This window comes from Actinomadura sp. NBRC 104425, from assembly GCF_030269545.1.
Classification (GTDB): domain Bacteria; phylum Actinomycetota; class Actinomycetes; order Streptosporangiales; family Streptosporangiaceae; genus Spirillospora; species Spirillospora keratinilytica.
Window position 1 is genome coordinate 155,639 of record NZ_BSTN01000010.1, and the last position, 18,148, is coordinate 173,786.

The 18,148-nt window shown below is 72.2% G+C and carries 11 protein-coding genes; 9 read left to right on the plus strand and 2 right to left on the minus strand.

The window, feature by feature from the left end; translation table 11 throughout:
* Positions 1-6 precede the first annotated feature (6 nt).
* The gene (locus QSK22_RS17675) at positions 7-948 is read right to left on the minus strand and encodes a hypothetical protein (protein ID WP_285495297.1); all 942 of its coding nucleotides are present in this window, start codon (positions 946-948) and stop codon (positions 7-9) included.
* Positions 948-1,817: a SigE family RNA polymerase sigma factor gene (locus tag QSK22_RS17680; RefSeq protein WP_285495298.1), complete on the minus strand. Its 870-nt coding sequence runs from the start codon at positions 1,815-1,817 to the stop codon at positions 948-950. The genes QSK22_RS17675 and QSK22_RS17680 overlap by 1 nt, the downstream gene beginning before the upstream one ends.
* 372 nt (positions 1,818-2,189) lie before the next feature.
* On the opposite strand from QSK22_RS17680, the gene QSK22_RS17685 reads away from it, so the two are divergent.
* From QSK22_RS17685 to QSK22_RS17725, 9 genes are all read left to right on the plus strand, one after another.
* Positions 2,190-3,473, plus strand: coding sequence for an ABC transporter substrate-binding protein (locus QSK22_RS17685; protein WP_285495299.1), 1,284 nt, complete (start codon positions 2,190-2,192; stop codon positions 3,471-3,473).
* Positions 3,470-4,399, plus strand: a complete 930-nt coding sequence (locus QSK22_RS17690; RefSeq protein ID WP_285495300.1) for a carbohydrate ABC transporter permease — start codon at positions 3,470-3,472, stop codon at positions 4,397-4,399. The genes QSK22_RS17685 and QSK22_RS17690 overlap by 4 nt, the downstream gene beginning before the upstream one ends.
* On the plus strand, positions 4,396-5,298 hold the full coding sequence (locus QSK22_RS17695) for a carbohydrate ABC transporter permease (protein WP_285495301.1): 903 nt from the start codon (positions 4,396-4,398) through the stop codon (positions 5,296-5,298). Before QSK22_RS17690 ends, QSK22_RS17695 begins: the two co-directional genes overlap by 4 nt.
* A complete protein-coding gene (gene yicI / locus QSK22_RS17700) occupies positions 5,295-7,631 on the plus strand; it encodes an alpha-xylosidase (RefSeq protein WP_285495302.1) in 2,337 nt (778 codons plus the stop codon). Before QSK22_RS17695 ends, yicI begins: the two co-directional genes overlap by 4 nt.
* The gene (locus tag QSK22_RS17705) at positions 7,628-9,007 is read left to right on the plus strand and encodes a GH1 family beta-glucosidase (RefSeq protein ID WP_285495303.1); all 1,380 of its coding nucleotides are present in this window, start codon (positions 7,628-7,630) and stop codon (positions 9,005-9,007) included. Before yicI ends, QSK22_RS17705 begins: the two co-directional genes overlap by 4 nt.
* 81 nt (positions 9,008-9,088) lie before the next feature.
* The gene (locus QSK22_RS17710) at positions 9,089-10,114 is read left to right on the plus strand and encodes a LacI family DNA-binding transcriptional regulator (protein ID WP_502872325.1); all 1,026 of its coding nucleotides are present in this window, start codon (positions 9,089-9,091) and stop codon (positions 10,112-10,114) included.
* A 233-nt stretch (positions 10,115-10,347) separates the two neighbouring features.
* Complete coding sequence (locus tag QSK22_RS17715) at positions 10,348-13,401, plus strand: glycoside hydrolase family 3 protein (RefSeq protein ID WP_285495305.1); 3,054 nt, start codon at positions 10,348-10,350, stop codon at positions 13,399-13,401.
* Positions 13,402-13,485: 84 nt separating this feature from the next.
* Positions 13,486-16,371: a beta-galactosidase gene (locus QSK22_RS17720; RefSeq protein ID WP_285495306.1), complete on the plus strand. Its 2,886-nt coding sequence runs from the start codon at positions 13,486-13,488 to the stop codon at positions 16,369-16,371.
* Positions 16,368-17,894 (plus strand): alpha-L-fucosidase, encoded by a 1,527-nt coding sequence (locus QSK22_RS17725; RefSeq protein ID WP_285495307.1) that lies wholly within the window; start codon positions 16,368-16,370, stop codon positions 17,892-17,894. Before QSK22_RS17720 ends, QSK22_RS17725 begins: the two co-directional genes overlap by 4 nt.
* The last annotated feature ends 254 nt before the right edge of the window (positions 17,895-18,148 follow it).

The following is an 18,148-nucleotide window of genomic DNA, read 5'->3' on the forward strand; positions in this document are numbered from 1 at the left end:
GACGGGTCAGAAGTGGCCCTCGGCGGGGGCGGACGGGCCGTCCCGCACGGCCGCCCGCACCGAGTAGACGTCCTCGCCCGGATCGTGGGCGGCGGTCCGGTTGTACTGGGCCGCCAAGGTGTACGAGCCCGGCTCCACGGTGCGTCCGGGCAGCAGCGTCCACGTGTAGACGATGGCGTCCAGCGTCGTCTTGACGGACGAGCGGAAGTCGCCGTTGGGCAGCGACAGCCACGAGCCCGCCGACGACACGCGTTCGCCGAGCTTCACCCGGATGGTGACCGTCAGCGCGTGCAGCGGTTCGTGCACGCGCAGCACGACGTTGTTCTGCGCCCAGTGCTCGTTGCTCGCCGAGTCCACGGCGCCGCTCGCCGTGAACGGTGACTTGGCGGGGCGGGCGGTGCGTCCGGCGTCGACGGACGGGGAGCGCCGGGGCGGCGGCGACGACTCGCTTTCGCCCGGTGGGGACGGCGCCGCCGACGCGGTGCCGTCCGTCGGCGTGCCGCCGGTCGGCGCGGCGGAGCCGGTGCCGCCGGGCGACCCGGGCTGGTCGCTGCTGCGCCCGGCCAGCGGCAGCGCGGGGCCGGTGTCCCCTTCGGTGAACCCCCAGAACACCCCCGAGGTCAGGCCGACGACACTCGCCGTGGCCAGGGACGCCACGCCCGCGCGCAGCCAGCGCCGCTTGGCGTCGTGCGGCGGCTCGGCCGCGTGCCGGCCGCCGCGCCGCCCGTCCTCGCGGTCGGCGCCGTCCGCGAGCCCGTGCCCGCCGGCATCGCCGGGGTGCGCGCCGCCCGCCGTGATCGTCTCGGTGGGGCGGTCCATGGCGGCCTCGATCCGCGCCCAGATGCGGTCGCGGTCGGGCTCGTGCCGTTCGGCCTCGGCGTGCAGCCAGTCCCGCAGCCGGGCCAGGGACTCCTCGGTGTGCTCGGGATCGTTGTCTCGGCCCCCCATCACGCGCCCTCCTGCGGCCGCTCACCCGCCCGGACCGCACCGAGCAGGACGCCGACCGCGCCGCGCCGCCACTGCGCCCCGCCGGAGCGGCCGCCGCCCCGCCGCGCGCCGCCGGAGCGCCCGCCGTCGCCTGCGTCCGCGGGCCCGTCCTCCCCAGGATGCACGTCCGCGAGCCGTCTGTCCTCCCGGCGGGCGTTCGCGCCCGGCTGCGGCCCGGCGCCGCGGCCCTCGTCGCCCCGGCGCTCCGCGCGCGGCCGCTCCGGGTCGCCGAGCGCGCGCTGCAGCTCGGCGATGCCCTTGGAGGTCTGGCTCTTGACGGTGCCGACCGTGATGCCCAGCACCCGCGCGGTCTCCTTCTCCGACAGGTCGAAGGCGAACCGCAGCACCACGCAGGCGCGCTTGCGCTCGGGCAGCCGCTGCAGGGCGGCGCGCACGTCCAGCACGGCGGGCACGTCCGGCGTGTCGGCGTGCTCCTGCACGCTCGCGCCGAGCGCCGCCAGCCGGTCCCGCTCGCGCACCAGGGCGCGGATGCGGCTGTGGCACATGTTCAGCACGATACGGCGGACGTAGGCCAGCGGATGCTCGGAGCTGCGCACCCGGTCCCAGCGGTGCCAGGCGGCGGCCAGGGCGTCGGCGGCCAGGTCGTCGGCCGAGTCCGGGTCGCCGAGCATCAGGTGCGCCAGCCGGGCCAGGTCGCGGTGGTGCAGCTCGAAGAACCGCCGGAACTCCCGGCGGTACGCCTCCTCGTCCCGCTCGGCCTCCGGCGGGTCGCCGGATGGCGGGTCACCGCATGCCAGGTCGCCGCATGCCAGGTCGCCGCATGCCAGGTCGTCGGACGCCGGGTCGAACGTGTCGTCGGTGGACCTCATCAGGAGCGCTCCCGCGATCGCTGCGGCACGGCCGCCACCGCCTTCGGGGCGACTTGTGCGGATCATCCCTGGCTTCCGGGGCGTCCGAGGGTAACAGCGGGCCGCCGCCGCGGCCGCCGGAACGGGGCCGGGCCGCCGCTGCTGGGAGCGCTCCCATATGAAACCCCCGGTCAGCTCGGGTGTGAGAGAACTTTCCAGATTTCCCTATTGTGTGCCAGGTCACCTGGGTCTACGATCCCACACAATCGAAGCGCTTCGACACCCCTCTCGACACCCGCGCCGACACGACCGGCGACCGGCGGCCCGTCCGCGACCGGAACGCTTGCGTCGCCCGGCGCGGGGACAGCGAGTTCCCACCCCGGAGGAGCACCGATGAACAGACCAGGCAGGGGCACGGCGCTGCTGGCCGCGCTCGCCGCGGGGTCGCTGGCGCTGACCGCGTGCGGCGGCGGAGGCGGCGAGTCCAACCCCAACGAGCTGCGGCTGTGGCACTACGAGTCGCCCGACAGCGCCATGGGCGTGGCCTGGAACCAGGCCATCAAGGAGTTCGAGGCGACCCACCCCGGTGTCAAGGTCAAGTTCGAGGAGAAGGGCTTCGAGCAGATCCAGAAGACGGCGCCGATGGTGCTCAACTCCAACGACGCGCCCGACATCCTGGAGTACAACAAGGGCAACGCCACCGCCGGGCTGCTGTCCAAGCAGGGGCTGCTGGACGACATGTCCGCCGAGGTCGCCAAGCGCGGCTGGGACAAGATGCTCAGCCCGAACATCGCCGTCACGTCCAAGTACGACGCCAAGGGCGTCATGGGCGGCGACAAGTGGTACGGCATCCCCAACTACGCCGAGTACACGCTCATCTACTACAACAAGGAGCTGTTCGACAAGCACGGCGTGAAGGTGCCGACCACCTACGACGAGCTGATCAAGGCGATGGACCAGTTCGTCGCCAAGGGCGTCACGCCGTTCACCAACGCCGGCGCCGAGGTCATGGCGCAGCACTTCATCTACCAGCTCGCCCTCGACAAGGCCGACCCGAACTGGGTGCAGGCCTACCAGCGGTACACCGGCAAGGCGAACCTGACCGACCAGGCGTGGACGGCCGGGGCGACCACGTTCGCCGACTGGGTGAAGAAGGGCTACATCGCCAAGAACTCGGTCAGCCTGAAGGCCGAGGACGCCGGCGTGGCGTTCATCCAGGGCAAGTTCCCGATGATGTTCTCCGGCACCTGGTGGTTCGGCCGGGTGCTCAAGGAGGCCAAGTTCGACTGGGACACCATGCTCTGGCCGGGCGGCACGATGACGGCCGGCTCCGGCGGCAACCTGTGGGTGGTCCCCAAGGGCTCCAAGAACAAGAAGCTGGCCTACGACTTCATCGACATCACGATGAAGAAGAACATCCAGAACGCCCTGGGCAACGCGGGCGGCGTGCCGGTCGCGGCCGACCCGGCGGCGATCACCGAGCCGAAGGCCAAGAAGCTCATCGAGAACTTCGACCGGCTGGCCAAGAACAACGGGCTGGCGTACTACCCGGACTGGCCCGTGCCGGGCTTCTACGACAAGTGGGTGTCGGCCGGGCAGAAGCTGATGAACGGCAGCTCGCCCAGCTCGGTCCTGGGTGACCTGCAGAAGGACTACGACAGCGGCGTGCCGAAGTGACCGAGCGCACTGCCAAGCAGGCGGCCGCCCGCAACCGCGACGGCCGCCTGGCCTACCTGCCCTACCTCGTCCCCGGGGTGCTGCTGTTCATCGCCGTCATCGGCGTGCCGTTCGTCATGAACCTCTACACCAGCTTCACCGAGTGGGAGGGCATCGGCACGCCGCGCTGGATCGGCCTGGACAACTACACCGAGCTGGCCGGCGACGGCGACTTCTGGGCGTCGTTCCGAAACAACGTCCTGGTCATCGTGGGCATGGCGATCGTGCCGACCGCGATCGGGCTGGTGCTGGCCGCCGTGCTCACCGACCTGATCGACCGGCACTTCGGGCCGCGCACCGCCAGCGTGCTGCGCGCCTGCATCTACCTGCCGCAGGTGCTGCCGGTCGTCATCGCCGGGATCGTGTGGAGCTGGCTGCTCAACCCCGAGAGCGGCGCGGTGAACGAGCTGCTGGACGCGGTCGGCCTGGGCGGTCTGGCGCACGACTGGCTCGGCGACCCGGGCACCGCGCTGTGGACGGTCATGGCCGTGATGGTGTGGGTGCAGATCGGGTTCCCGCTGGTGGTGTTCATGTCCGGGCTGCAGCGGGTGGACCCGTCCCTGTACGAGGCGGCCGAGATCGACGGCGCCACCTGGGCCCGGCGGTTCCGGCACGTCACGCTGCCGCAGATCCGCCCGGAGATCTTCGTGGTGCTGCTGTGGACGACGATCGCCGCGCTCAAGGCGTTCGCGCACATTTTCGTGCTGACCAAGGGCGGCCCGGGCGGCGCGACCAACGTGCCGTCCTACTACTCCTACGTCAGCTTCTTCGAGCGCACCGAGGTCGGCTACGGCTCGGCCATCTCCACCGTGCTCACGCTGATCATCCTGGCGCTGACCGTGGTGTTCCTGCGGATGCAGGGACGTGACCTGGGGGAGGAGCGGTGACGACGTTGACCACGCGCACCGCCGGGGCACCGGCCGGGGAACGGCGCCGTTCCGCGCGGCGGACGCGGCGGCGGCGCCGGCGCGGCCCGTCGGCGTACGCCGTGCTCGTCGGCATGACGGCGCTCGCCGCGATCATGCTGATCCCGTTCGTGGTGGTGGTGTTCAACGCGCTGAAGTCGCCGGCCGAGTACTCCGCCAACGGGCCGCTGGCGCCGCCCGAGGGCCTGTACCTGCAGGGTGTGCGGGACTTCTGGGAGCGCGTCGACTTCGGGCGGGTGCTGTTCAACAGCGCCCTGATCAGCGGGTCGGTCGCGGTCGGCGCGGTGCTGCTGTCGGTGCTGAACGCCTACGCGCTCGGCATCGGCCGGGTCAAGGGCCGCATGTGGGTGCTGGTGGTGCTGCTGATGGCCAACACGCTGCCGCAGGAGGCGCTGGTCTACCCGCTGTTCTACCTGTCCAAGCAGTTCGGGCTGTACGACACCCGGCTCGGCGTGATCATCGTGTTCACCGTCATCCAGAGCGCGTTCGGCACCTACCTGCTGTCGTCGGTGCTGTCGACGTTCCCGCGGCCGCTGCTGGAGGCGGCCCGGATCGACGGCGCGGGCCGCTGGCAGATCCTGTGGCGGGTGGTGGTGCCGGTGGTGCGGCCCACCCTGTCGGTCCTGCTGGTGTTCTTCTTCATCTGGACCTGGAACGAGTTCCTCATCCCCATGGTCTTCCTGCAGTCCAACGACAATCAGACGGTCTCGGTCGCGCTCGGCGTGCTGCACGGGCAGCGGCTGATGGACGCCACCATGTCCAGCGCCGCGGCCCTGCTCGGGCTGATCCCGACCGTCGTCTTCTTTCTGATCTTCCAGCGCACGTTGTCGCGCGGACTCACGGCTGGAGCCATCAAATGAAGTTCACCGACGGCTACTGGATGATGCGCGAGGGCGTGCACGCGTCCTACCCGGCGGAGGTGCTCGACGTCGACGCCGGGACGGGCTCGTTCACCGTGCACGCCCCCGTGCAGCGCATCCGGCACCGCGGCGATCTGCTCAAGGGCCCCGTGGTCACGCTGACCTGCTCCTCGCCCATGCGGGACGTCGTCGGCGTCACCGTCACCCACTTCGCCGGGGTGCGGCCGCCGCGTCCGGAGTTCGAGGTGGCCGCCGACCCCGACGTCGACGCGGCGGTGGCCGTGGACGACGACGCGGTGTCCCTCACCTCCGGCGACCTGACGGTGCGGGTGGCGCGCGGCGACGAGTGGCGGGTGGACTTTTCGGCCGGCGGGCGGCGCCTGACCGGCAGCGGCTTCAAGGCCATGGCGATCATCGACACCGACGAGGGCCGCCACTACGTGCGCGAGCAGCTCGACCTCGGCGTCGACCACTACGTCTACGGGCTCGGGGAGCGGTTCGGGCCGCTGGTCAAGAACGGCCAGTCGGTGGACATCTGGAACGCCGACGGCGGCACCGCCAGCGAGCAGGCGTACAAGAACGTGCCGTTCTTCCTGACCAACGCCGGGTACGGGGTGTTCGTGGACCACCCGGGCCGGGTGTCGTTCGAGGTGGCGTCGGAGGCGGTGGCCCGTGCGCAGTTCAGCGTCGAGGGCCAGTCGATGCGCTACTACCTGATCTACGGGCCGACGCCGCGGGAGATCCTGCGCAAGTACACGGCGCTGACCGGCCGCCCGGCGCGCGTGCCGGACTGGTCGTTCGGGCTGTGGCTGTCCACCTCGTTCACCACCTCCTACGACGAGGAGACCGTCACCTCGTTCATCGAGGGCATGGCGCAGCGGGACCTGCCGCTCAGCGTGTTCCACTTCGACTGCTTCTGGATGCGCGAGTTCCAGTGGTGCGACTTCCAGTGGGACCCGCGGGTGTTCCCCGACCCGCCGGGCATGCTGCGCCGGCTGAAGGAGCGCGGGCTGCGGATCTGCGTGTGGATCAACCCCTACATCGGGCAGCGGTCCCCGCTGTTCGAGGAGGGCAAGGCGCGCGGCTACCTGCTGAAGCGGCCCAACGGGGACGTGTGGCAGTGGGACAAGTGGCAGCCGGGCTGCGCGGTCGTCGACTTCACCAACCCCGAGGCGCGCGAGTGGTACGCCGCCAAGCTGGACGCGCTGCTGGACATGGGTGTGGACTGCTTCAAGACCGACTTCGGCGAGCGCATCCCCACCGACGCGGTGTTCTACGACGGCTCCGACCCCGAGCGCGCCCACAACTACTACACCTACCTGTACAACCAGACCGTCTTCGAGCTGCTGCGCAAGCGGCGGGGCGAGGGCGAGGCGGTGGTGTTCGCCCGGTCCGCCACGGCGGGCGGGCAGCGCTTCCCGGTGCACTGGGGCGGCGACTGCGAGTCGACGTTCGAGGCGATGGCGGAGAGCCTGCGCGGCGGCCTGTCGCTGGGCATGTCCGGGTTCGGGTACTGGAGCCACGACATCGGCGGCTTCGAGGGCACGCCCGACCCCGCCCTGTTCAAGCGGTGGATCGCGTTCGGGCTGCTGTCGTCGCACAGCCGCCTGCACGGCAGCCACTCCTACCGGGTGCCGTGGCTGTTCGACGAGGAGTCGGTGGACGTCCTGCGCCACTTCACCCGGCTGAAGATGCGGCTGATGCCCTACCTGGCGGGCGCGGCGCGGCAGGCGTACGGCGAGGGCCTGCCGATGATGCGCGCGATGGTGGTGGAGTTCCCCGACGACCCGGCCTGCACCCACCTGGAGCGGCAGTACATGCTGGGTGACGACCTGCTCGTGGCGCCGGTCTTCTCCGCCGACGGCCAGGTCGCCTACTACGTGCCCGAGGGCGTGTGGACGCACTACCTGACGGGCGAGAGGGTGCACGGCGGACGCTGGGTGCGCGAACGCCACGGCTTCGACAGCCTGCCGCTGCTGGTGCGGCCCGGCGCCGTGATCCCCGAGGGGGCCGTGGACGACCGGCCCGACTACGACCACGCCGACGGCGTGACGCTGCGGGTGTACGAGCTCGCCGACGGCGCCCGCGCCACCACCGAGATCCCCGCCCCGTCCGGCGGGGGGACCGCCGCGTCGTTCACCACCTCCCGGGACGGCGCGGCGGTCCGGGTGGCGGCCGAGTTCGCCGGCGGCGCCGGCAAGCCGTGGAACGTGCTACTGGCCGGCGTCGACTCCGTCGCCCGCGTGGAGGGCGGCACGGTCGACGAGCATCCGCACGGCACCCTGGTACGCGCCGACGGCCCGCAGATCGCCATCACCCTGGAGGACCGATGACCTTCCCCGACGACTTCCTGTGGGGCGCGGCCACCGCGTCGTACCAGATCGAGGGCGCCGCCGGCGAGGACGGCCGCACGCCGTCCATCTGGGACACCTTCAGCCACACCCCGGGCCGCGTGCTGAACGGCGACACCGGCGACGTGGCCACCGACCACTACCACCGGTGGCGCGAGGACGTGGCGGCCATGGCCGAGCTGGGCCTGAGGGCGTACCGCTTCTCCATCTCCTGGTCGCGGGTGCTGCCCGAAGGCCGGTTCAACCCGATCGGCATGGACTTCTACTCGCGCCTGGTGGACGAGCTGCTGGAGCGCGGCATCGCGCCCGTCGTCACCCTCTACCACTGGGACCTGCCCCAGGAGCTGGAGGACGCGGGCGGCTGGCCGCTGCGCGACACCGCCCACCGCTTCGCCGAGTACGCGACCCGCGTCGGCCAGGCGCTCGGCGACCGCGTCCACACCTGGACGACGCTGAACGAGCCGTGGTGCTCGGCGTTCCTCGGCTACGCCTCCGGCGTGCACGCGCCGGGCCGCACCGACCCGGTGGACGCGCTGAAGGCCGCGCACCACCTCAACCTGGCGCACGGCCTGGCCAACCGGGCGCTGCGCGAGGTGGTGGCGCCGTCGGCGCGGCATTCGGTCACCCTCAACCTGCACCACCTGCGCGGCGAGCCGGAGGCGGTGCGGAAGGTGGACGCGGTCGCCAACCGCATCTTCCTCGGCCCGATGCTCGGCGGCGGCTACCCGGACGACCTGCTGGAGGACACCGCGGCGCTCACCGACTGGTCGTTCGTCCGCGACGGCGACGAGAAGACCGCCGCGGCGCCGCTGGACATGCTCGGCGTCAACTACTACAGCCCCACCCGGGTGCGGCGGTGGGACGGCACGTCCCCGCGCGAGACCGCCGACGGCCACCGCGACGGCGCCGCCAGCCCCTTCGTCGGCTGCGACGACGTGGAGTTCCCGCGCCAGCCGGGCCCGTACACCGCGATGGGCTGGCCGATCGACGCCACCGGGCTGACCGAGATGCTGCTGCGGCTGCACCGCGACCACCCCGGGGTGCCGCTGGTGGTCACCGAGAACGGCGCCGCGTTCGACGACGAGGTGGACTCGGGCGGCCGGGTCCGCGACGACCGCCGCATCGCCTACCTGCGCGACCACATCGCCGCGGTGCGCGCCGCCATGGACGCCGGGGCCGACGTGCGCGGCTACTTCGCCTGGTCGCTGCTGGACAACTTCGAGTGGGCCTACGGCTACTCCAAGCGGTTCGGCCTGATCCGCGTCGACTACCCGACCGGCCGCCGGACTTGGAAGGACAGCGCCCACTGGTACCGGGACCTCATCGCGGCGGGCGGCGTCCCGGCCGCCGCCCCGTGACCGGGCCGCGGCCGGGCGGGCCGGAGCCGCCGTAGGCGCCGCTATCCTCTGCACAATCGAATCGCTTCACATGTCCGCAGGATGGGACGGCACGTGGTAAAGATCACCGACGTGGCGCGCCATGCCGGGGTGTCCCCGAGCACGGTGTCCTACGTGCTGAGCGGCAAGCGCTCGATCTCGGCCGAGACCCGGGAGCGGGTGCTGGCCAGCATCCGCGAGCTCGGCTACCGGCCGCACGCGGGCGCCCGCGCGCTGGCCAGCAGCCGGTCGAACGTGGTGGCCCTGATGATCCCGCTGCGCAGCGGCATCCACGTGCCCGTGGTCATGCAGTTCGCGGTCGCCGCGGTCACCACCGCGCGGCGGCACGACCACGATGTGCTGCTGCTCACCCAGGAGGAGGGCGTGGACGGGCTGCGCCGGGTGGCCGACAGCGCGATGGTGGACGCGCTGATCGTGATGGACGTGCAGATGGACGATCCGCGCGTCCCGCTGCTGCGTACCCTGGACCGGCCCAGCGTGCTCATCGGGTTCCCGGCCGACGCGTCCGGCCTGACCTGCATCGACCTGGACTTCCGCGCCGCCGCCGAGGCGTGCGTGCGGCACCTGGCCGAGCTGGGGCACCGGTCGGTGGCGCTGGTCGGCTCGCCGCCGGAGGTCTACCGGCGGCGCACCGGCTACGCCGAGCGCGTCGCCGAGGGCTTCCGCGCGGCGGTGGCCGAGTACGGCCTGACCGGCGTGCTGCACCCGTGTGAGTCCACCGCCGAGGCCGCCCGCGCGATGGCCGCCCGGCTGCTGGCCGACGAGCACGCGCCGACCGCGGTGGTGGTGCACAACGAGCCGGTCGTCGAACCGCTGGTGCGGGCGTTCCGCGCCGCCGGCCGGAGCATCCCCGGCGATCTGTCGGTGGTGGCCATCTGCCCCGACGAGGTGGCCGAGCGCGCCGAACGGCCGCTGACGTCCGTCACCGTCCCGGCCGAGGAGGTGGGGCGGCAGGCGGTCGAGCTGCTCATGACCAAGCTGGAGGGCGGTCCGGTGCCCGCCGCCACCCTGGTGCCGCCCCGGCTGACCGCGCGGGCCAGCAGCGGGCCCGCGCCCGTGCCGTCCTGACCGACATCTCCCGCCCCGCCGACCATCCGATCCGACCGACCGTCCGAAGGAGGACACCGACAAAAAGCCAATCCAGCCGGTTGATCGAAGCGCTTCGATTTCGCCGCGAACGGCGCGGGCGGCGCCGCCGGGCCCGGAAGTCGAAAGGCGCGTACGCAACGGACAACTGCAGACAGCACCTATCGGGGGATGGGGCCGAATTTCCTGATCGTCGCACGAATCGAGGAGGCGTGGTGCCGATCACCCGTCCAAGGTCGTCCAGACGCACCCGTTCGCCCGGCCGCTTCCGGCGGCCGCTGATCCCCGTGGCCGCCGCGGCCCTGGCCGCCGTCACCTCGGTGGGGCTGACCGCCGCACCGGCGGCCGCGCGCGACACCCTGCCGTTCCGCGACCCCCGCCTGCCGGTGGACGCGCGGGTCGAGGACCTGCTCAAGCGGCTGACGCTGGACGAGAAGGTGTCGCTGCTGCACCAGTACCAGCCGGCCATCCCGCGGCTGGGCATCAAGCGGTTCAAGACCGGCACCGAGGCCCTGCACGGGCTGGCCTGGTCCACCGATGTCAACGCGGGCGGCGCGGTGCGCACCGCCACCGCGACCGTCTTCCCGCAGTCGGTGGGCCTGGGCGCCACCTGGAACCCCGACCTGCTGAAGAAGATCGGGTCGGCGGTCGGCGACGAGGCCCGCGGCTACAACAAGGAGAACTCCGACGTCTGGGGCCTGCAGTTGTGGGCGCCGGTGGTGAACCTGCTGCGCGATCCGCGCTGGGGCCGCAACGAGGAGGGCTACTCCGAGGACCCCCTGCTCACCGGCGCCCTGGCCACCGCGTACGGCAAGGGCATCCAGGGCGACGACGGCGAGTACCTCAAGGCAGCGCCGGTGCTCAAGCACTACATGGCCAACAACAACGAGGTCCGCCGCGACCAGACCAACTCCAGCCTGCGCCCCCGGGTGAAGAAGGAGTACGACGAGGTCCCGTTCAAGACGCCGCTGCAGGCCGACGCGGCGACCGGCGTCATGACGGCCTACAACCTCATCAACGGGCGGCCCGCCACGGTCACCTCGGACGTCAACGACCTGGTGCGCACGTGGGCCACCAAGCCGCTGTTCAACGTCACCGACGCGGGCGCCCCGAACAACCTGGTCGGCTCCCAGCAGTACTACGGCACCCTGGCCGAGGCCGACGCCGCCACCCTCAAGGCGGGTGTGGACAGCTTCACCGCCGACGACACCAACTCGGCCAACACCGTCAACGCCGTCAAGGAGGCGCTGTCCAAGGGCCTGCTGGCCGAGTCCGACGTGGACCGGGCCGTGCGGAACATCCTCACACTGCGGGTGCGGCTCGGCGAGTTCGACCCGGACGGCGGCCCCTACGGCAAGATCGGCAAGGAGGCCGTCGACAGCACCGCGCACCGCACCCTGGCCCGGCAGGCGGCCACCGAGCAGATGGTCCTGCTGAAGAACCAGGGCAAGACGCTGCCGCTGAACGCCGACCGCACCGAGAAGGTCGCCGTCGTCGGCCCGCTCGCCGACACCCTGTACACCGACTGGTACTCCGGCGCCCTGCCCTACCGGGTGACCCCGCTGGACGGCATCAAGAACCGCCTGGGGAGCAAGGGCACCGTCGCGGGCACCGAGGCCGCCGACCGCGTCGCGCTCAAGGACACCGCCACCGGCCGCTACATCACCGGCGGCGGCGCGGCCGAGGGCGACTTCCTCCGGCTGGGCGCCACCACCGCCGACGCCACCGCCCAGTTCGACGTGTTCGACTGGGGCCAGGGCAAGCTCACCCTGCGCAACGCCGCCAACGGCAAGGTCGTCGGCCGGTGGAGCGACCCGGCCAACAACAACTCCTGGACCGACTACTTCAAAAACGACCAGGCCCAGCCGAACGGCTGGTTCGTCCAGCAGATGTTCGACCTGGAGCAGCAGGACGACGGGACGTACCTGGTCCGCTACGCCGGCTACGAGAAGGACGAGGGCTGGGCCGAGCCCGACAAGACCTACCTCAAGGCCGCAGCCGACGGGCGCCTGACGCTCGGCACCAAGGCCGAGGCCGCCCGCTTCACCCGCGAGGTGCTGCGCAGCGGCGTGGACGAGGCGGTCAAGGCCGCCACCGGCGCCGACGCCGCCGTCGTGGTCGTCGGCAGCATGCCGTTCATCAACGGCCGGGAGGCCCACGACCGCACCTCCATGGCGCTGGCCGGGGCCCAGTCCGAGCTGATCAAGGCCGTGCGCAAGGCCAACCCCAACACGGTCGTGGTGGTGGAGAACAGCTACCCCACCACGCTGAACTGGGAGCAGGACAACGTCCCGGCGCTGCTGTGGACCAGCCACGCGGGCGCCGAGACCGGCAACGCCCTGGCCTCGGTGCTGTTCGGCGACACCAGCCCGTCCGGGAAGCTGCCGCAGACCTGGTACCGGTCCGAGTCCGACCTGCCGGACATCCTCGACTACGACATCGTCAAGAGCGACCGCACGTACCTGTACTTCAAGGGCAAGCCGCTCTACCCGTTCGGGCACGGGCTGTCGTACGCCTCGTTCCGGTACGGCACGCCCAGGCTCAGCGCGCACTCGGTGGCCGCCGGCGGCACGGTGAAGGTGAGCGTCCCGGTCACCAACACCGGCCGGATCACCGCCGACGAGGTCGTCCAGCTCTACACCCACCAGCGGACCTCGCGGGTGAAGCAGCCGGTCAGGCAGCTGCGCGGCTTTAAGAAGGTGCGGCTGGCGCCCGGCCAGACCACGACGGTCACCTTCACCCTGCGCGCCGCCGACCTGGCCCACTGGGACGTCACCCGCAACAAGTGGACCGTCGAGAACGCCGTGCACGACCTGCTCATCGGCTCGTCGTCGGCCGACATCCGGCAGCGCGCCGCGCTGAAGGTGAGCGGCGAGACCGTCCCCGCCCGCGACCTGACCAAGGCGACCCGCGCCGCCGACTTCGACGACCAGAACGGCGCCGAACTGGTCGACGAGACCAAGGTGCGCGGCGACGCGGTCGGCGCCGGCTCCGGCACCTGGATCTCCTTCGCCGGCGCCGACCTCGGCCGCGGCGTGACGGGGATCAAGGTGCGGGCCGCGCGCGAGGCCGCGGGCGACGCGACGGTCGAGGTCCGGCTCGGCGGCCCGAAGGGGCGCAAGGTCGGCACGATCACCGTCCCCTCCACCGGCGACAAGTACGCCTACCGCGACCTCACCGCGCCGATCTCCGGCGCCGCCGGACGCCAGGACGTCTACCTGGTGTCCGACGGCGACGTGCGGCTGAGCTCCTTCTCCTTCACCAGGTAACCCCCGGCCGGGCGGCGCCCCGGTCCCGGCTGGGGCGCCGCCCGGCCTCCTCCTGGCCAATCCCCCTCCTGGAAGGACACCGCCATGCCAGGAAACCCCCGAAAACTGACCGTGCTGCTGGCCGCCGCCGCCGCGGCGGCCGGGCTCTGGGCGCCCACCGGCGCCGCCGCCGACACCACCGCCGCCCCCGCCGCAAAGACCGCCCACCGCGTCACCTACGACCGGTACTCGCTGAAGGTCGACGGCAGGCGCGTGCTGCTGTGGGGCGGCGAGTTCCACTACTTCCGCCTGCCCAGCCCCGACCTGTGGCGGGACGTGCTGGAGAAGATCAAGGCCGCCGGGTTCAACGGCGTGTCCCTGTACTTCCACTGGGGCTACCACTCGCCCGCGCCCGGCGTGTACGACTTCACCGGCGTCCGCGACGTGGACCGGCTGCTGCGGATGACCGAGGAGCTCGGGCTGTACGTGGTGGCGCGCCCGGGTCCGTACATCAACGCCGAGACCACCGGCGGCGGGTTCCCCGCGTGGCTGAAGAACGTGCCGGGACGCGCCCGCTCCAGCGACCCCGGCTACACCCGCGCCTACCGCGAGTGGCTGGCGCACATCAACCCGATCATCGCCCGGCACCAGGTCACCCGCGGCGGCTCGGTGATCGCCTACAACGCCGAGAACGAGTACGCCGCCAACACCGACCCCGCCTACATGGAGGACATCCAGAAGCAGGCGCGGGCCGCCGGCATCGACGTGCCCATCACCCACAACCAGTGCTGCGACGCGTCGTGGACGCCGACCTGGGCGTCCGGGCAGGGAGCCGTGCAGATCCCCGGCGTGGACGACTACCCGCAGGCGTTCGAGTGCCGCGAACCCGACGTGTGGGGCACCTGGGGTGAAGGCGTTACCGAACGGCTCAGCGACGACGCCCCCGTGTACGCCGCCGAGTACCAGGCCGGGGCGATCGACGGCAACAAGGCCGGTTACGAAGGCTGCCGCCAGTTGACCGGCCCGAACTTCATGAAGGTGTACTACAAGTCGAACCTCATCGCCTCGGGCGCGACGATGTTCGGCTACTACATGTCGTTCGGCGGCACCAACTGGGGCCGGCTCGCCCAGCCCAACGACGTGTACACCTCCTACGACTACGGCGCCGCCATCACCGAGAACCGGCAGCTCACCGGCAAGTACGACGAGTTCAAACGGCAGGGCCTGTTCGCCACCACGGTCGCCCCGCTGACCAAGACCGACCCGGCGGCCGCGCCGGCGTCCAGCGACGAGGCCGTGCACACCGAGGCCCGGGCCAACCCCGACACGCGCACCCAGTTCGTGCTCGTCCGGCACCCCGACCGCACGACCGACGCCGACGCCTCCGCCGACCTCACCTGGAACGCGCCCGACGGCACCTACAAGGTCCCGGTGCGGGTGAAGGGCCGCGACGCCAAGATCCTGGTGGCCGGGTACGACATGGGCGGCCAGCGGCTGGCGGTCTCCAGCTCCGAACTGCTCACCCACACCGCCGCGGACGGACGCGACGTCGCCGTGCTGTACGGCACCGAGGGAGTCCCCGGCATGACCGTGCTGCGCTACACGTCCAAGCCGACCGTCAAGGTGCTGGACGGCGACGTCCGCGCGAGCTACGACGGCAAGGGGAACCTGCGGCTGGACTACACCCACCGGGGCCTGGCCCGCGTGCTGGTCACCGGCGGGGGACGGCGGCCGCTGCTGCTCCTGCTCGGCACCGACGCCGAGGCCGCCGAGTTCTGGAAGGACGGCAACGTCCTGGTGCACGGCGGCTCGCTGGTGCGGTCCGCCCGCGTCACCGGCGACACCGTCCACCTGCGCGCCGACACCGACGAGGCCTCCGACATCGAGGTCTTCTCCGGCGCCGCCCGCATGACCGTCAACGGCGCGCCCGTCGCGGCCCGGCGCACCGCCGCCGGCACGCTCACCGGCCGCGTCCCCGGCCCCGCCCGGGTGCGGCTGCCCGAGCTCACCGGCTGGCGCACCGCGACCGGGGCGCCCGAGGCCCGGCCCGGCTTCGACGACCGGGACTGGACGGTCGCCGACCGCACCACCACCGTCAGCCCGATCAAGCCGAAGACCCTGCCCGTCCTGTACGCCGACGACTACGGCTTCCACCACGGCCACGTCTGGTACCGGGGCCGCTTCACCGCCACCGGCGAGGAGAGCGAGGTCCGGCTGAACGCGATCACCGGCAAGGGCGGCATCTACCAGGTGTGGCTGAACGGCCGCTACCTGGGCTCGGCGGCGGGCGGCGAGCAGAAGGACTCCGACGCCCCAGTCAACCCCGACCCCGGTCCGGGGAACTTCGCCATCCCCTCCGGGCTGCTGAAGAAGGGCCAGACGGCCGTGCTGTCGGTCCTGGTGGAGAACATGGGCCACAACGACGACTGGACGGCCGACGACGTGCGGCACAAGCAGCCGCGCGGGCTGGTCGGCGCGTCGGTGACCGGCGCGTCCGGCCCGATCACCTGGAAGATCCAGGGCGCGTCCGGCACCGACCGGGTGCGCGGCCCGCTCAACAACGGCGGCCTGTACGGCGAGCGCACCGGCCGGCACCTGCCCGGCTACCCCGACCGCTCGTGGACGCCGGCGTCCCCGGCCGCCCGCGAGGTCGACGCGGGAGTGACCTGGTACCGCACCGGGTTCCGGCTCGACCTGCCCGAGGGCCACGACGTGCCGCTCACGCTGCGCTTCGGCGGCGGCAGCGGCGCCGCCCACCGCGTGCTGATCTACCTGAACGGCTGGAACCTCGGCGAGTACGTCAGCGGGGGACCGCAGCGCGACTTCACCCTGCCCGCCGGGATCCTGCGCCAGGACGGCGACAACACGCTGGCCCTCGCCGTGGTCGCCGAAGGCCGCGCCGCGGTCGGCCCGGTCAGCCTGAACGCCGTGGCCGTCCACCGCGGCGGCGTCCACGTCTCCGACGTCCCCTCGCCCGGGAGGACCTCATGACGCACCTGATCGGCCGCCGCGGCCTCCTGGGCGCGGCCGCCGCCACCGCCGGGGCGGCCGCGCTGCTCGGCGGCGCCCCCGCCGCCGGGGCGGCGCCGCCGGCGCACGGCAACCGCTACGCCCTGCAGAAGCGGTTCGTCGACTGGCGCTTCGGCATGTTCCTGCACTTCAACATGGGCACCTACCACGACGCCGAATGGGTGGAGCCCGACCGGGACCCGCAGACCTTCGACCCCGCCGACCTGGACTGCGGCCAGTGGGCGGACGCGGCCAAGGCCGCCGGCATGAAGTTCGGCGTGCTCACCGCCAAGCACCACGACGGCTTCTGCCTGTGGCCGTCCCGGCACACCGACTACTCGGTGGCGTCCAGCCCGGCCCGGGGACGCGACATCGTCGGCGAGTACGTGCGGGCGTTCCGCTCGCGCGGCCTGGCCCCGTGCCTGTACTTCTCCATCTGGGACCGCACGAACGGCGTCGGGCCCGCCGGGTTCGACGACCGCCCGCCCATCACCCGCGAGGCGATCGAGTTCGTCAAGGACCAGCTCACCGAGCTGCTCACCGGGTACGGACCCATCCCGCTGCTGATCTTCGACGGATGGGCCTGGCACTGGGCGTTCGGCCACCGGTCGGTGCCGTTCCACGAGATCCGCGAACACGTGGCGGCGCTGCAGCCCGACTGCCTGGTCCTCGACCTGAACGGGCTGAGCGTGCCGTGGCATTCGGAGGTGCTGTTCGTCGAGGAGACCAAGGGCGGCGTGTTCTGCCCGCCCGGCAACGGCTACGCCGCCTCGCAGGGGCAGACGATCGCCCCGGCGGGCTGGTTCTGGCACCCGTCGACGCCGGGGAACCTGCTGAGCGCCGACGAGATCGTCGACGGCCACCTCAAGGTGCTCGAACCCCGGTACTGCACCTTCATCCTCAACTGCCCGCCGAACCCCCGCGGCCTGCTGGACGACACCGTCGTGCAGACCCTGCGCGAGGTGGGCAGGCGCTGGCGTCCCGACCGGACCCGCCGGCCCCTCCCGCCGCAGCCCGACGTGGTGACGCATCCGCTCACCCCCGTGGCGGCCACCGCCACCAGCGGTGACGCCGCCCTGGCCGTGGACGGCCACAGCGACTTCGGCTGGAACGGCCAGGCCGACCAGACGCTGTGGACGTCGGACGCCGCGCCCAGCGGGACGGCCCCGCAGTCGGTGACCCTCGACCTGGGCCGCGTGTACTCCGGTATCGACGTGCTGACCTACCTGCCGCGGCAGGACACCCGCACGGACTTCGTCCTGGAGGACTTCCGCACCGACGGGAACATCACGTCCTACCGGATCGCCGTCAGCGCCGACGGCCGGACCTTCCGCCCCGTCGCCCGGGGCGACTGGGCGCCCGACCACACCCTCAAACAGGTGACCTTCCGCCCGGCGACCGCCCGCTACCTGCGCCTGGAGGCCCTGTCCGCCTCCGGCGGCGGCCCGGCGATCGCCAGCGAGATCGGCTGCGGCGGCATCACCACCCGCCCCCGCCCGCTGTAACCGCAAAGGGGGGTGAGGGCCGTGTTCGGCCCTCACCCCCCTTCCTGCTCCGGAGGCGCCGTCGCGCGGTCAAAGGCGCGCGTCCCCGTGCCTTGCGGTGCGCGGATCGAAAAATTTCGGGCGTTCGGGCAGGTCGGCGGGGTGGTCGTGAAAGAAGCGTGAAAACGGCGGGTGCGTACGGCGGCTCGGGGACTACCTTCGGGAAAGCCCTTTCCCACAGGGCGGCGCGAGCGCCGCCCGGGGCCACCGCAAGG

Bases quoted from the DNA above. Each gene is read 5' to 3' on its own strand.
- QSK22_RS17705 (WP_285495303.1), top strand. From the start codon at position 7,628: ATGACCTTCCCCGACGACTTCCTGTGGGGCGCGGCCACCGCGTCGTAC.
- QSK22_RS17680 (WP_285495298.1), bottom strand. From the start codon at position 1,817: ATGAGGTCCACCGACGACACGTTCGACCCGGCGTCCGACGACCTGGCA.
- QSK22_RS17720 (WP_285495306.1), top strand. From the start codon at position 13,486: ATGCCAGGAAACCCCCGAAAACTGACCGTGCTGCTGGCCGCCGCCGCC.
- QSK22_RS17685 (WP_285495299.1), top strand. From the start codon at position 2,190: ATGAACAGACCAGGCAGGGGCACGGCGCTGCTGGCCGCGCTCGCCGCG.
- QSK22_RS17710 (WP_502872325.1), top strand. From the start codon at position 9,089: ATGGGACGGCACGTGGTAAAGATCACCGACGTGGCGCGCCATGCCGGG.
- QSK22_RS17725 (WP_285495307.1), top strand. From the start codon at position 16,368: ATGACGCACCTGATCGGCCGCCGCGGCCTCCTGGGCGCGGCCGCCGCC.
- QSK22_RS17675 (WP_285495297.1), bottom strand. From the start codon at position 948: ATGGGGGGCCGAGACAACGATCCCGAGCACACCGAGGAGTCCCTGGCC.
- yicI (WP_285495302.1), top strand. From the start codon at position 5,295: ATGAAGTTCACCGACGGCTACTGGATGATGCGCGAGGGCGTGCACGCG.